The sequence below is a fragment of the Bacillus sp. GW821-FHT11D08 genome, from assembly GCF_058808515.1.
In genome coordinates, this window is record NZ_JBXARS010000012.1 from 12,814 (window position 1) to 25,821 (window position 13,008).

Below are 13,008 nucleotides of genomic sequence, written 5' to 3' on the forward strand. Positions count from 1 at the left end.
AACAGGAAAAACCTACCGGGCAGACCGGCAGGTTTTTTGATGTTATTTTGGTGATGGCAGTCCGAGTCCTTCGGCAACGCGTCTGCCGTATTCAGGATCAGCTTTGTAGAAGTGGCCGATCTGGCGCAGCTTAATTTCTTCTTTTTCCACAGGTTTCATCGCACTGACGATATTGGCGACAAGGCGCGCGCGCTCTTCTTCGCTCATCAGGCGGTACAGGTCGCCGGCTTGTGTGTAATGATCATGATGATTATAGCTTACACTGTCTGCGAAACCTGATACAGGATATGCCGCCTGTTTATCTTCAGGTGACTCTTTCGGGCCGCCGAAGCTGTTAGGCTCGTAATAGACGGAGCGGCCGCCGTTATCATCAAAACGCATTTGTCCGTCACGCTGATAGTTTTTCACTTCATTGCGGGAACGGTTGATCGGCAGCGCCTGATGGTTCGCGCCGACACGGTAGCGATGCGCGTCATGGTATGCGAACAACCGGCCTTGAAGCATTTTGTCAGGTGAGACGTCGACGCCGGGGACTAATGTGCCGGGAGAGAACGTCGCCTGTTCTACTTCCGCAAAGTAATTTTCCGGATTGCGGTTCAGAACCATGCGGCCGACTTCAATGAGCGGATAGTCTTTTTGAGACCATACTTTTGTGACGTCAAACGGATCAAAGCGATATGTGTTTGCGTCTTCTAACGGCATGATTTGAACATATAATTTCCATGCGGGGAAATCGCCGTTTTCAATCGCATTGAACAAATCTTCCGTATGGTAATCGGGATTTTCGCCCGCGATTTTTGCGGCTGTATTAACATCAAGGTTTTTCACGCCTTGCTCTGTTTTAAAGTGATATTTGATCCAGACGCCTTCGCCTTTATCATTTGTCCATTTAAATGTATGGCTTCCGAATCCGTGCATATGGCGAAGAGTCGCCGGAATGCCCCGGTCTGACATCAGAATGGTTACCTGGTGCAGGGATTCCGGCGACAGAGACCAGAAATCCCAAACGGCCGTTGGATTTTTCAGATGTGTTCTCGGATCTCTTTTTTGTGTATGGATAAAGTCAGGGAACTTGATGGCATCGCGGATGAAGAACACGGGTGTATTGTTTCCGACGATGTCGTAGTTTCCTTCTTCTGTATAAAACTTAACGGCAAATCCGCGCGGGTCGCGCACTGTGTCACTAGAGCCCAGTTCGCCCGCAACGGTTGAGAAACGGATGAAGAGCGGCGTGCGTTTACCGACTTCTGACAGAAATGCGGCTTTCGTATATTTTGTAACGTCATTTGTGACTTCAAAATAACCGTGTGCGCCCGCGCCTTTTGCGTGAACGACACGCTCGGGAACGCGTTCTCTGTTAAAGTGCGCCAATTTCTCAAGCAGATGGACGTCTTGTATTAAAGCAGGACCGCGATCGCCGGCCGTCATTGAGTTTTGGTTATCTCCGACAGGAGCGCCCCAGCTGGTTGTCAATTTATTTGAACTCATGTGATCACCTCTTTAGATTTATAAAAACATAATATCACCTATCATTAAAAAGTCAATATTATTTTATAATGATTATAAAATAATTATTTTTATTATCGAAAAAAGGGTTTGGATTTGAAAGCCTACTTGACTGACGGGAATAATGGGTTTAAGATGAGAAAAAATAGAAACCGCTGACTTGGACACAAGAGGCTCTTATTCTTCACTGGATAAGGGCCTTTTTTTATTGTCAGGCGGTAAGGGAGGCGGCGATTGTATGCTTTTCCGGCAGCATTTTAAACCTGTCGATATTCACGGTCATCTGCCGTACAGCCTTTATTTCGGCAAAAACGATAAGACATTTTCCGATTATAACCGGGAGCGGTCAGATAGAATGAATCTGACTTGGGATTTTCCTGATCCGCATGATGTTGAGGGCGATGACGGCGAAATCGCTTTGATGACAAGATGGGAGAATGAATTAGATAAGTACGGCATTGACGTGCTGAATTTTTTAACAGCAGAGAGCAATGACCGGATGGCGGCGTTTATTCAAGCCAATCCCGCGAGATTTACCGGATTTGCATATCATCCTTTGGAGCGGGAGGATGCGTATGAAGAGCTGAAAAGAGCGGTAGAAGAGCTCGGTCTGAAAGGATATAAACTGTTCGGGCCGCTGACAGACATCGATTTTCATGATCCGTCGCTGAAAAAGCTGTGGACGTATCTGGCTGACAAAAGGCTGCCTGTATTAATTCACTTCGGGCTTTTAGGAAGAGCGGGGGGCATTGTCAGCCATCGCAACATCAACCCGCTCTCCATCTATCGCGTCGCGAGAGAGTATGCTGATATCCCGTTCATCATTCCGCATTTCGGCGCCGGATATTATCAGGAACTGCTGCAGCTGTGCTGGAGCTGTCCGAATGTGTATATTGACACGTCCGGCTCAAATCAGTGGATGAGGTGGATGCCGTACCCGCTTGATTTGGAAATTCTGTTTCGGAAGACATCTGAATTAATCGGTGCTGAACGGATCATCTTCGGGACGGATTCGAACGGATTTCCGAGAGGATATGTATACAGATATCTTCAGGAGCAGGTGAGGACCTGCCGGGAAATCAATATGCGGGAAGAAGATATAGAAAACATTTTCGGCAACAACGCGCGGACATTATTGAAAATCGCCCGGCAAGAAAAGGAAGTAAATACGTGATACAGCCGATGCGCTCTTTGGCAGGGTTATGCCGGAAGGCGCATTTTTAATTCATACAAAAAACAGTTGACAAGTCGGAATAATTTGAATTAACATGATATTCAAATTTAAAAACAAACGGGTTGCCGATCGGACCGCCGAAGGCTCCCATCTCTGCAAGCAATCGGAGATGGGGGCCTTTTTGTTTTTCGATCGCACGCGGCAAAAAGAGAGGGGAAGACAGATGGCTGTAACCATCAGCATACAAGAAAAAGCTTTTGAGCATGAAGGCCGGAAAACATCGGTGCTGAATGATATTGAGCTGTCAATTGCATCGGGAGAATTTTTGACTGTCATCGGGCCGAGCGGATGCGGCAAAAGCACGCTTTTAAAATTGATTGCCGGTCTTGATACCGATTATAAAGGCTCTGTCACAATAAACGGCCGCAATGTGTCGGGACCGGGGATCCGGCAGGGATTTATCTTTCAGGAGCACCGGCTGTTTCCCTGGCTGACGGTAAAACAAAACATCGCTGCCGATCTCAATATGAACGACCCGGCCGTTCGGAAAAAAGTGGATGATCTGATTGAGGTTGTCAGGCTGCAGGGAGCGGAGAACGCTTATCCGCGCGAATTATCCGGCGGCATGTCGCAGCGGGTTGCCATCGCCAGAGCCCTTTTGCGCGAGCCGGAGGTGCTGCTTTTAGATGAACCGTTCGGGGCGCTTGACGCTTTTACGAGAAAACATTTGCAGGATGTGCTGCTTGATATATGGCGCGAGAAAAAAACGACGATGATTCTGGTCACGCATGATATTGATGAATCCGTCTATTTAGGCGAAAAGCTGGCGATCCTCAGGGCAAAGCCCGGCCGGCTGCACAGCCTGATGCCGATTCAGCTTCCGCATCCGCGCAATCGGACGTCTGCGGATTTTCAGGCCGTCCGGCAGAAGGTGCTTTCTGAGTTTGAGAAAACGGAAGACCTCCGGTTTGCGGATGGGTCCGGGATATAGAAAGGACGAAGTGAAGTGAAAAAAATCATCATTCTTTTAGCCGCAGCAGTCATGGTGTCAGCCGGATGCAGTGCAGACGGGACAGGAGGGAGCGGGAAAACGGTGAAAGAAATCCGGATCGGCATCCAGCAGAGTTTAAGCCCGCTTCTCATTGCCAAGGAAAAAGGCTGGTTTGAAGAGGCCTTCAAAAAAGACGGAATAAAAGTAAAATGGGTCGAATTCCAAAGCGGTCCTCCGCAGTTTGAAGGTCTTGCCGCCGATAAGCTTGATTTTTCCCAGGTCGGCAATTCACCGGTCATTTCCGGTCAGGCGGCAGGGATTGATTTTAAAGAGATCGGGCTGTCTCAGGACGGGTTAAAGGCAAACGGCATTCTCGTAAACAAGGGCAGCGGGATTCAGAGCCTGAAAGAATTGAAAGGTAAAAAAATCGCTGTAGCCAAAGGCAGCAGCGGCTTTGATTTTCTCTATAAAGCTTTAGATAAAGCGGGGCTTTCCGCCGATGACGTCACCATCATCCAGCTTCAGCCTGATGAGGCGGTTTCCGCTTTTGAAAACAAATCAGTTGACGCATGGTCCATTTGGGAGCCGTATTTGTCAATTGAAACGCTGCAGCACGGGGCGGAAATATTGGCGAACGGAGAAAGCACAGATTTATATTCTCCCGGTTTCACGTTAGTCAGAACGGGATTTTCCAAAGAACACCCGGATGAGGTGGTCCGTTTTCTGAAAGTGTTCAATAAAGCAGTTGCATGGCAAAAGGAACACAAAGATGAAGCTGTCTCCTTATATGCGAAAATCAAACATCTTGATCCGAAAGTCGTCAGAAACGTGCTTAACAATACTGAGCCTCTCAATGAACCGATCAATGATGATATTGTCAAAGCCCAGCAGGAAACCGCTGATTTTCAATATCAAACAAAAGCGATTCATAAGAAAATTCATGTAAAAGACGTTGTCGACAATTCATTTATTAAAAAAGCGCTTGAAACGGGGGATGGCAAGTAATGAAAGCAGAAGCACCAACGGCTGCCGGCGCAATAAGCCAATCAGAAAAGAAAGCTCTGGCAAGATCCCGGAAGTATTCATACCAATGGATGAAAGGGATTGTACTCCCGGCTGCGGTCATCGCAGTATGGCAGTTTATCGCAAGTCTGGGCATCGTCTCGGCCACGGTGCTCCCCTCACCTGTCGTCATCTTGCAGACGTTTCAGGAACTTCTTCTTTCAGGTGAACTTTGGGGTCATTTAGAGATCAGTTTATACAGGGCTGCTGCCGGATTTCTGCTTGGCGCGGGCCTCGGACTTGTTTTCGGGCTGCTGGTCGGTTTCTCAAAGCGGACGGAAGCATATCTAGATCCGTCTCTGCAAATGCTCAGAACGGTTCCGCACTTGGCCGTGACTCCTCTGTTTATTTTGTGGTTCGGGTTTGATGAGACATCAAAAATTCTGCTGATCGCATTAGGGGCATTTTTCCCCGTGTACATTAATACGTTTCTCGGAATCCGCAGTGTGGACGCGAAGCTGTTTGACGTCGCGCGGGTGCTGGAATTTAACTGGTATCAGCAGATGACGAAATTAATTCTTCCGGCATCTCTGCCGAATATCCTGCTCGGCATCAGGCTCTCTCTCGGCATTGCGTGGCTCGGTCTCGTGGTGGCGGAACTGATGGGATCGAGCGAGGGCGTCGGTTATATGATTATGGATGCCAGACAATTTTCACAGACAAATAAGGTGTTTGTCGGCATTATCATTTTTGCGGCTGTCGGCAAGCTGACAGATGCATTGGTCAGAATGCTCGAACGGAAACTATTAAAATGGCGGAACAGTTATGAAGGGTAACCTATTAAAAAAGGAGAGATTCATATGGAGATTCTTTGGTTTATTCCGACGCATGGTGACGGCCGGTATTTAGGGACGCAAACGGGAGGGAGAACGGCGGATCATCTTTATTTTAAGCAAGTGGCACAGGCGGCGGACAGACTCGGGTATACGGGGGTTCTGCTGCCGACGGGGAGATCATGTGAAGACCCGTGGCTGACGGCTGCCGCTTTAGCGGGGGAAACGAGTGACTTGAAATTTTTAGTGGCGGTCCGTCCGGGACTGATGCAGCCGTCTGTCGCCGCGAGAATGGCGTCGACAATGGATCGGCTGTCAGACGGCCGTTTGCTCGTAAATGTCGTAGCGGGCGGAGATCCTTATGAACTGGCGGGAGACGGCATGTTTATCAGCCACGATGAACGTTATAAGGCGACTGAAGAATTTTTAACCGTCTGGCGCGGACTCATGCGGGGCGAAACGGTGACATATGAAGGGGACCATATCAAAGTGGAAAACAGCAATCTGCTGTTTCCGCCAAAGCAGTCTCCGCATCCGCCATTATATTTCGGCGGTTCATCACAGGCGGGAATTGAGGCTGCGGCGAAACATACAGATGTCTATTTAACATGGGGAGAGCCGCCGGAGCAGGTAAAAGAAAAGATTGAAACCGTTAAAAAACAGGCTGCCAAGGAAGGAAGGACGATGCGTTTTGGCATCAGACTTCACGTGATTGTCCGGGAGACTGAGGAAGAGGCATGGGAAGCTGCTGAACGATTAATCAGCCACTTAGACGAAGAGACGATTGCGAAAGCGCAGGCTGCGCTCCGGCGCGCTGATTCTTCGGGACAAAAACGGATGGCCGATCTCCATAACGGTGACCGCTCGAAGCTTGAGATCAGCCCGAATCTCTGGGCCGGCATCGGACTGGTCAGAGGCGGAGCGGGCACGGCACTTGTCGGTGATCCGCAGACCGTCGCTGCTCGAATTTTAGAGTATCAGGCACTCGGCATTGAGTCGTTTATCTTTTCAGGCTACCCGCATCTGGAAGAAGCTTATTATCTGGCTGAACTCGTGTTTCCGCTTCTGCCGTTTCAGAATGAACGGACTAAAAAGCTTGAGCGCAGACTGGGTGAAGCAATGGGCAACGACCATTTTGCAAGAGGAAATAAAGCGACAGTCTGATGACGTCGCAAAGCGGATAATTGACGGCGGGCGCTTTCTGCGGATTCATTTCCGGGGAAATGCAGGCAGTGAAGGCGGGTATTCACCCGCCTTTTTAAGCGCTTAGCTTGCACGATGCTCATATGGATGATATGATACAAAACGTAATTATTACGATTTGTTAGGAGTGCTGAAATGGCAAAAAAATCAAAAGTGATCAAAGAGCTCAAGCGGCAGAAGCTTGTTGAACAATATGCGGACATCCGAAGAGAATTAAAGGCAAAAGGAGACTGGGAAACGCTGAGCAAACTGCCGCGTGATTCTGCTCCGGGCAGGCTTCATAACCGCTGTACGGTGACGGGGCGGCCCCGCGGATATATGAGAAAATTTAAACTGTCCAGAATCGCATTCAGGGAGCTGGCCCATAAAGGCCGGATTCCCGGGGTGAAAAAAGCGAGCTGGTAATGTAAAAAACTCCGGATCTGTCATGAACCGGAGTTTTTGCCGTGCTTATGAAAAGTGAAAGCATAAGCCAAATGCTGAATCATCATCAGAATGAAAATCAAAAGAATCGGAAAAAAGGGAAGATGCGGCTGAATCAGCGGATAAAACAAAAGCAGAACGGCTGCGGCCGGCAATGAGAAGTAAACGGCGATATACGAGGAACGGCAAGCTTTAGCCGTCATCATTCGTTCTCTTTCATCCTGTTCCTCAAATTCATCGGGTACAAGCCTGTGCTTTTTGCCGTTTCGTTTTTTCTTTTCGGCATAGATATACAATGCGGCACAAACGGTAAACAGCAGAAACGGAGTGATATTCAGCTCAAATGAACCGCTCCCCTCCGTTTGGAAAAACTGAGCGATCCGCGGCGCCGCTTCCATAAAGGAAATAAGCGTCCAGCAGGCCAATCCGTAGAGTGCAAGGTGAAAACACGCTTTTCTTTTCAAACTCATTTTTTCTCCTCCTCCAGCCAGAACACTTCCTCCATCGGCAGGGAGAAAGCCCGGCAGATGTTAAGCGCCAATAAAAGTGAAGGCACATAATCTCCTTTTTCAATCGCTGCAATCGTCTGTCTGGTGGCTCCGGCTTCTTTTCCGAGCGTTTCCTGAGAATAGCCGAATCTGGCTCTCAGCTCTTTTACTTTATTTTTCATCATCAGGCGTACCTCAAGTTTTTTCTTTTTTATATTGTATGAGACTCTTAACAAAATGTAAACCCAACTTAACATGTGGACAAAAAAAGAATTTTTTTCGACAAATTTTTTAACATTCCCTTGACGAAAAAAAAATAAACATGTAATATTAGAAACATCAAATCGGTACTGACAAAAAATAATTTTGATGCGGGTGTAGTTTAGTGGTAAAACCTCAGCCTTCCAAGCTGATGTCGTGAGTTCGATTCTCATCACCCGCTCCATACATACGTTATTAACGCAGTGTTTCGTTTCTCTGATAAACGAAGTATTGCGTTTTTTTATGTGAAAAAAGACACGAAGGCGTGTCTTTTTATGAAAGCCAAGAGACGGTATGCGTGCCTCCGTGAATTTGTTCAAACATTTTTGTTAAGGATGATAGCAGCTCATCCGCCGCGTCGGCATGAAATGAAGGCGGGAAAAAGATCAGCTGCAGCATTTTCTTTGTGCCGGGCGTGACAGGGCGTATATTGATATGTCCGGTGAAGTCGCCGAAAACGCCGTCCGGGCCGGAGAAGGACAGTACGCTTTCTTTTTCTCCGATCGTAATTGAAATTGGTTCATCTATTTTTGCGGCGTCATACGCCATGATAGGCAATGAATATTTCAAGGAGAAAAAAAGTATGGTATCATGGGCTGAATTCACACTTTCAATGAATCGTTCCCGGGAAATATCGCCGAGCATAGGCTCCATCGGCGTTTTTTGTCCTGAAAAGGTGGGACTGAGCTGTTCCATTATACGCGCCCACTCTTTTACAAAAGGCTGCTCATCTATACCCCCGTCAGCATAATCAAAGTAAAGAGATTCTTGAAATAAACGGAGGCGGCCTTTCAGCATTTGCGGAGCAGGCCCGACTTCGATCTGTTCATATAAGACGGCTGCCGCTTTGATCCCCGGCACCCGTTCAGCAATAAGTGGATCTAAACTGATGTTCAAGTGTGTTCACTCCATTTCGGGATGATAAAACTCTATTATACCTGTGCGGGAGCCTGATCACAAAGAAAGGAGGCTGTGCAAAAAATGAATATTCATAAACTGAAAGAGGAATTAATCGAATACGCCAAAAGCATAGGAGTCGACAAAATCGGGTTTACGACGGCTGATACGTTCGACAGTCTGCGGGACCGGCTGATTCTTCAGGAATCACTCGGCTATTTATCCGGGTTTGAAGAGCCGGATATTGAAAAACGGGTTACTCCGTCTTTGCTTCTCCCGAAAGCCAAATCAATCGTCGCCATCGCCCTTGCTTATCCTTCCAAAATGAAAGATGCGCCGAGGAGCACGAGGGACGGGCGGCGCGGCATTTTTTGCAGAGCTTCCTGGGGGAAGGATTATCATGACGTGCTGAGGGAAAAGCTTGATCTGCTGGAGAATTTTCTCCAATGCAAACATGAGGATATCCGCACAAAGTCAATGGTGGATACAGGGGAATTGTCCGACAGGGCCGTGGCTGAACGGGCGGGAATCGGCTTCAGCGCCAAAAACTGCATGATCACCACGCCTGAATACGGCTCTTACGTCTATCTGGCTGAAATGATCACCAATCTGCCCTTTGAACCGGATGTGCCGATTGAAGATATGTGCGGTACGTGCACAAAATGTTTAGACGCGTGTCCGACCGGCGCGCTCGTCAATCCCGGACAGCTTAACGCCCAGCGCTGTATTTCGTTCCTGACCCAGACAAAGGGATTTCTGCCGGATGAGTTCCGCACGAAAATCGGAAACCGTCTGTATGGCTGTGACACGTGCCAGACGGTCTGTCCAATTAATAAGGGGAAAGATTTTCACCTTCATCCGCAGATGGAGCCTGATCCGGAAATCGCAAAGCCGCTGTTAAAGCCGCTTTTGACCATAAGCAACCGCGAATTCAAAGAAAAATTCGGACATGTATCGGGATCATGGCGCGGCAAGAAGCCGATACAGCGGAATGCGATTTTAGCTTTGGCTCATTTTAAAGATGCCTCGTCTCTTCCGGAATTAACGGCCTTGATGCACCAAGATCCGCGCCCTGTTATCAGGGGGACGGCCGCCTGGGCCATCGGGAAAATCGGTGATCCTGATTATGCGGGGGAATTAGAAAAAGCGCTTCAAAAGGAGCAGGATGTGGACGCCATACGGGAAATTGAAAAGGGACTGGAGCTGTTATCGGTTTCTGATAAGACTAAAACCGGCCGGTCCTGACATATGTATAGAGAAAAAGCACTTGGCGTGAGTTCAAGTGTTTTTCTTTATAAAACAGTATGGTGGGTGGAGCGCTTGAAGCATATTATTGAAGATTTAGCGGAGGCCCGGCTTCATTATTTAATCAACGGAACCGAGATGAGGCACAATGGGCAGCCCGGCGATCTTGAGGTCCTGACGAGAAAAAAAGAGCTGTTTGAAAAACGGAAAGTTGACATTGTGAAAGCGAAGGCAAAAGCCGTCATTGTCAAAAGCAGCCTTGAGGACGACGGCACGTTATGCGTCATGTACACGATTCATTTCGAATATTTGTGCAAGGAGCATGACGGACACCTTTACTTAGAAGAGCAGATTGAGGAGCGGACTGCATTTCTCTATGATCAGCTTTTGATTAAAGATCGGGAAGTAAAGAAAAAACCGGCGGGATTTTCTGACGGAAACAGCGTAATTGAATATGAGCGGAGTGAACGGGAAGATTTCGGGCGGGCGTTTCTATACGACCGTCTGGCTGCCGTGCAGTACGCGGAGAAGTTTTGGAATAAACGAAATCCCGCTTATAACAATTTCAGCGACAACTGCACCAATTTTATTTCCCAATGTTTACATGCCGGAAAAGCACCGATGCGGGGGCATCCGAACAGAGGCTCAGGCTGGTGGATGAAGGCAAGCTCGTGGAGCTACAGCTGGACGGTCGCGCATTCGATGAAGATGTATCTGGCCCAATCCAAGGCAGGGCTTCGCGCGGTGCAAGTATCAAGAGCCGAAGAACTGATGCCCGGAGATATCATTTGCTATGATTTTGAAGGGGACGGCCGTTTTAATCATACGGCGATCGTGGTCGCGAAAGATAAAAGCAATATGCCGCTTGTCAATGCCCAAACGTATGACAGCAGAATGAGATATTGGTCATATGAGGATTCAACGGCGTATACTCCTTCCATCAGATATGCGTTTTTTCATATTACGGATGATACGACAAAAGAGTAATTAATGATATAATGGTGGGCGGAATAAAAAACAGAGGTGAACATCGTGGCATTACATGTCGTTTTATATCAACCCGAAATCCCGGCCAATACGGGAAATATCGCACGTACTTGTGCGGCAACAGACACAACGCTTCATTTGATCCGCCCGCTCGGATTCTCGACCGATGATAAAATGCTGAAGCGCGCCGGACTCGATTATTGGGAGTTCGTCAACGTCGTATATCATGATTCATTGGAAGAGTTATTTGAGGCATATGAGAACGGAAAGTTTTTCTTCATTACAAAATTCGGCCAAAAGCCGCACACATCATTTGATTACTCAAATACGGAGGAAGACTTTTTCTTCGTATTCGGCAGAGAAACGAGCGGACTTCCGAAAGAATTGATCGAAAACAATATGGACCGCTGCCTGCGTCTGCCGATGACCGAGCATGTGAGATCATTAAACCTGTCCAACACGGCCGCGATTCTTGTATATGAAGCGCTGCGCCAGCAAAATTACAGAGATTTGACGTGAAAAAAACGCCCGCATCCGGGCGTTTTTTTATTGAATAAAAAAGACGGACAGCGGGGGTTTACGGCGTTTATATATTTATGGGCTTAACAACGTAACAGTGTTATGTTACAATACTTTCATCGAAGGAGCTGGATTCATGGAGGAACAACTGATTTCTAAAAAAGAATTGCTGGAAGAAACATCAATTTCATATGGGCAGCTGTACCGGTGGAAACGGAAAAATTTAATTCCTGAAGAATGGTTTATCCGAAAATCGACGTTTACAGGCCAGGAAACATTTTTTCCGAGAGCGGAAATATTAAAACGCATCTCAAAAATACAGAAAATGAAAGAAAATCTGTCTCTGGATGAAATGAGAGAAATGCTGTCTCCGCAAATGACTGATGTCAACATAACGTCTGCGGAACTGCTTCAAAAGGGACTGATTTCAAAAGCCGCGCTGCAAGTTTATGGCGAAGACGGCGTGACATTCACGTCCCGCGCGCTGCTGTCTTTATATGTGCTTGAAGGGCTTTTGCAATCGGGCAATATCAGCCTTGAGGAAGGAAAATTGGCGGCAGGGGTGCTGAAAACGTATGAGGCTTCCGAGCTGAAAGCGAATACGGAGCTTGTCATGCTCCGAAAGCTTGGCGTAACGACGTGCTTCATCGCAGACGCGGAACATATTTTATTTGAACCGACTGTCAAAGTGGTTGAACGGGTGGCGCTTGCTGCGGCATCGGAAGAATTAAAAACGAAATGGATGCAGGAGGACCATCAATGGAAGTAACAGATAAATTAATCATTAACGGTTCAGGAAGTTCAAAAGGAGGTCGTTTTCATACAGTGGAGATCAACGGGAGCGGCACGGTATCGGGTGATGTGGAGTGCACGAGCCTTTTGTTTAACGGCAGCGGAAAAACAGACGGACATGTCAAGACGCAAACGCTGACGATCAGCGGTTCGGGGAAAATTTCCGGCAGTGCCGAAGCTGAATCCATCCGTATCAACGGAACGGGTGTCATTAAAGGTGATGTCAAAACGGAGCGGCTGAACGTCGCGGGATTTTCATCTTTCGGCGGCGGTGTGAAAGCTGATGATATTTTCATATCCGGGAAAGCCGGGATTGAAGGCGATTGCGAGACAGAGACGTTCCGTTCGGAAGGCAAATGCAAGATCGGCGGCCTGCTGAATGCCGATGAAGTCAGTATTAAGCTGACGGCGGGAGAGAGCCATGTGAAAGAGATCGGCTGCCGCCATTTGAAAGTGATGAGCAGAAAGAGCGTGCTTACGCGTTTTAAGCTGATGCCGGCCCCGGTGCTGACAGCGGAGCTGATTGAAGGTGACATCATTGAATTGGCGGACACGAACGCGAAGACAGTCCGCGGAAATCATGTGCGGATCGACGCAGGCTGCACCATTGGGACTGTGGAATACAGCGGCGATTTTACATGTGATCCTTCCGCTTTGGTTAACAAAGTCGTGAAACGATAGGAGGAA

15 protein-coding genes and 1 tRNA gene are annotated in these 13,008 nt (G+C 47.9%); 12 read left to right on the plus strand and 4 right to left on the minus strand.

Going from position 1 to position 13,008, the window contains the following annotated elements; genetic code table 11:
* Positions 1-42 precede the first annotated feature (42 nt).
* Complete coding sequence (katA, locus tag AC1RRX_RS18460) at positions 43-1,488, minus strand: catalase KatA (RefSeq protein ID WP_003155420.1); 1,446 nt, start codon at positions 1,486-1,488, stop codon at positions 43-45.
* Between the two features lie 256 nt (positions 1,489-1,744).
* Between katA and AC1RRX_RS18465 the strand changes: the two genes are divergently transcribed.
* The 6 genes from AC1RRX_RS18465 to rpsN all read left to right on the plus strand — a co-directional run bounded on the left by AC1RRX_RS18465 (position 1,745) and on the right by rpsN (position 7,114).
* Complete coding sequence (locus tag AC1RRX_RS18465; protein ID WP_039062853.1) at positions 1,745-2,680, plus strand: amidohydrolase family protein; 936 nt, start codon at positions 1,745-1,747, stop codon at positions 2,678-2,680.
* A 223-nt stretch (positions 2,681-2,903) separates the two neighbouring features.
* Positions 2,904-3,671 carry an ABC transporter ATP-binding protein gene (locus tag AC1RRX_RS18470; RefSeq protein WP_144464982.1) on the plus strand — a complete coding sequence of 256 codons (768 nt, stop codon included), beginning with the start codon at positions 2,904-2,906 and terminating at the stop codon, positions 3,669-3,671.
* A 15-nt stretch (positions 3,672-3,686) separates the two neighbouring features.
* Positions 3,687-4,676 carry an aliphatic sulfonate ABC transporter substrate-binding protein gene (locus AC1RRX_RS18475; RefSeq protein ID WP_007408418.1) on the plus strand — a complete coding sequence of 330 codons (990 nt, stop codon included), beginning with the start codon at positions 3,687-3,689 and terminating at the stop codon, positions 4,674-4,676.
* Positions 4,676-5,509, plus strand: a complete 834-nt coding sequence (locus tag AC1RRX_RS18480; protein WP_102422627.1) for an ABC transporter permease — start codon at positions 4,676-4,678, stop codon at positions 5,507-5,509. Before AC1RRX_RS18475 ends, AC1RRX_RS18480 begins: the two co-directional genes overlap by 1 nt.
* Positions 5,510-5,533: 24 nt before the next feature.
* Complete coding sequence (ssuD, locus tag AC1RRX_RS18485) at positions 5,534-6,670, plus strand: FMNH2-dependent alkanesulfonate monooxygenase (protein WP_021494886.1); 1,137 nt, start codon at positions 5,534-5,536, stop codon at positions 6,668-6,670.
* Between the two features lie 174 nt (positions 6,671-6,844).
* On the plus strand, positions 6,845-7,114 hold the full coding sequence (gene rpsN, locus AC1RRX_RS18490; RefSeq protein ID WP_007408422.1) for a 30S ribosomal protein S14: 270 nt from the start codon (positions 6,845-6,847) through the stop codon (positions 7,112-7,114).
* 20 nt (positions 7,115-7,134) lie between these two features.
* On the opposite strand, the gene AC1RRX_RS18495 is transcribed toward rpsN, so the two are convergent.
* Positions 7,135-7,602 carry a hypothetical protein gene (locus tag AC1RRX_RS18495; protein WP_007408423.1) on the minus strand — a complete coding sequence of 156 codons (468 nt, stop codon included), beginning with the start codon at positions 7,600-7,602 and terminating at the stop codon, positions 7,135-7,137.
* Positions 7,599-7,802 carry a helix-turn-helix transcriptional regulator gene (locus AC1RRX_RS18500; protein WP_003155407.1) on the minus strand — a complete coding sequence of 68 codons (204 nt, stop codon included), beginning with the start codon at positions 7,800-7,802 and terminating at the stop codon, positions 7,599-7,601. Before AC1RRX_RS18500 ends, AC1RRX_RS18495 begins: the two co-directional genes overlap by 4 nt.
* A gap of 189 nt (positions 7,803-7,991) precedes the next feature.
* Here AC1RRX_RS18500 and AC1RRX_RS18505 point away from each other — a divergent pair.
* Positions 7,992-8,065, plus strand: a tRNA-Gly gene (locus AC1RRX_RS18505).
* Positions 8,066-8,154: 89 nt separating this feature from the next.
* Here AC1RRX_RS18505 and AC1RRX_RS18510 read toward each other — a convergent pair.
* Positions 8,155-8,778: a hypothetical protein gene (locus tag AC1RRX_RS18510; RefSeq protein ID WP_007408424.1), complete on the minus strand. Its 624-nt coding sequence runs from the start codon at positions 8,776-8,778 to the stop codon at positions 8,155-8,157.
* Between the two features lie 84 nt (positions 8,779-8,862).
* Between AC1RRX_RS18510 and queG the strand changes: the two genes are divergently transcribed.
* From queG to AC1RRX_RS18535, 5 genes are all read left to right on the plus strand, one after another.
* On the plus strand, positions 8,863-10,023 hold the full coding sequence (gene queG, locus AC1RRX_RS18515; protein ID WP_144464984.1) for a tRNA epoxyqueuosine(34) reductase QueG: 1,161 nt from the start codon (positions 8,863-8,865) through the stop codon (positions 10,021-10,023).
* Between the two features lie 75 nt (positions 10,024-10,098).
* A complete protein-coding gene (locus AC1RRX_RS18520; protein ID WP_144464986.1) occupies positions 10,099-11,010 on the plus strand; it encodes an amidase domain-containing protein in 912 nt (303 codons plus the stop codon).
* A gap of 36 nt (positions 11,011-11,046) precedes the next feature.
* Positions 11,047-11,529 carry a tRNA (uridine(34)/cytosine(34)/5-carboxymethylaminomethyluridine(34)-2'-O)-methyltransferase TrmL gene (trmL, locus tag AC1RRX_RS18525; protein WP_007610253.1) on the plus strand — a complete coding sequence of 161 codons (483 nt, stop codon included), beginning with the start codon at positions 11,047-11,049 and terminating at the stop codon, positions 11,527-11,529.
* A gap of 136 nt (positions 11,530-11,665) precedes the next feature.
* Positions 11,666-12,298 carry a YhbD family protein gene (locus tag AC1RRX_RS18530; RefSeq protein WP_015417094.1) on the plus strand — a complete coding sequence of 211 codons (633 nt, stop codon included), beginning with the start codon at positions 11,666-11,668 and terminating at the stop codon, positions 12,296-12,298.
* Complete coding sequence (locus tag AC1RRX_RS18535; protein ID WP_042634995.1) at positions 12,289-13,002, plus strand: polymer-forming cytoskeletal protein; 714 nt, start codon at positions 12,289-12,291, stop codon at positions 13,000-13,002. Before AC1RRX_RS18530 ends, AC1RRX_RS18535 begins: the two co-directional genes overlap by 10 nt.
* Positions 13,003-13,008: the final 6 nt, after the last annotated feature.

What these genes read in the sequence shown, in the direction of transcription:
- katA (WP_003155420.1), bottom strand. Translation starts at nt 1,488, where the DNA reads ATGAGTTCAAATAAATTGACAACCAGCTGGGGCGCTCCTGTCGGAGAT.
- AC1RRX_RS18465 (WP_039062853.1), top strand. Translation starts at nt 1,745, where the DNA reads ATGCTTTTCCGGCAGCATTTTAAACCTGTCGATATTCACGGTCATCTG.
- AC1RRX_RS18470 (WP_144464982.1), top strand. Translation starts at nt 2,904, where the DNA reads ATGGCTGTAACCATCAGCATACAAGAAAAAGCTTTTGAGCATGAAGGC.
- AC1RRX_RS18480 (WP_102422627.1), top strand. Translation starts at nt 4,676, where the DNA reads ATGAAAGCAGAAGCACCAACGGCTGCCGGCGCAATAAGCCAATCAGAA.
- ssuD (WP_021494886.1), top strand. Translation starts at nt 5,534, where the DNA reads ATGGAGATTCTTTGGTTTATTCCGACGCATGGTGACGGCCGGTATTTA.
- rpsN (WP_007408422.1), top strand. Translation starts at nt 6,845, where the DNA reads ATGGCAAAAAAATCAAAAGTGATCAAAGAGCTCAAGCGGCAGAAGCTT.
- AC1RRX_RS18495 (WP_007408423.1), bottom strand. Translation starts at nt 7,602, where the DNA reads ATGAGTTTGAAAAGAAAAGCGTGTTTTCACCTTGCACTCTACGGATTG.
- AC1RRX_RS18500 (WP_003155407.1), bottom strand. Translation starts at nt 7,802, where the DNA reads ATGAAAAATAAAGTAAAAGAGCTGAGAGCCAGATTCGGCTATTCTCAG.
- queG (WP_144464984.1), top strand. Translation starts at nt 8,863, where the DNA reads ATGAATATTCATAAACTGAAAGAGGAATTAATCGAATACGCCAAAAGC.
- AC1RRX_RS18530 (WP_015417094.1), top strand. Translation starts at nt 11,666, where the DNA reads ATGGAGGAACAACTGATTTCTAAAAAAGAATTGCTGGAAGAAACATCA.
- AC1RRX_RS18535 (WP_042634995.1), top strand. Translation starts at nt 12,289, where the DNA reads ATGGAAGTAACAGATAAATTAATCATTAACGGTTCAGGAAGTTCAAAA.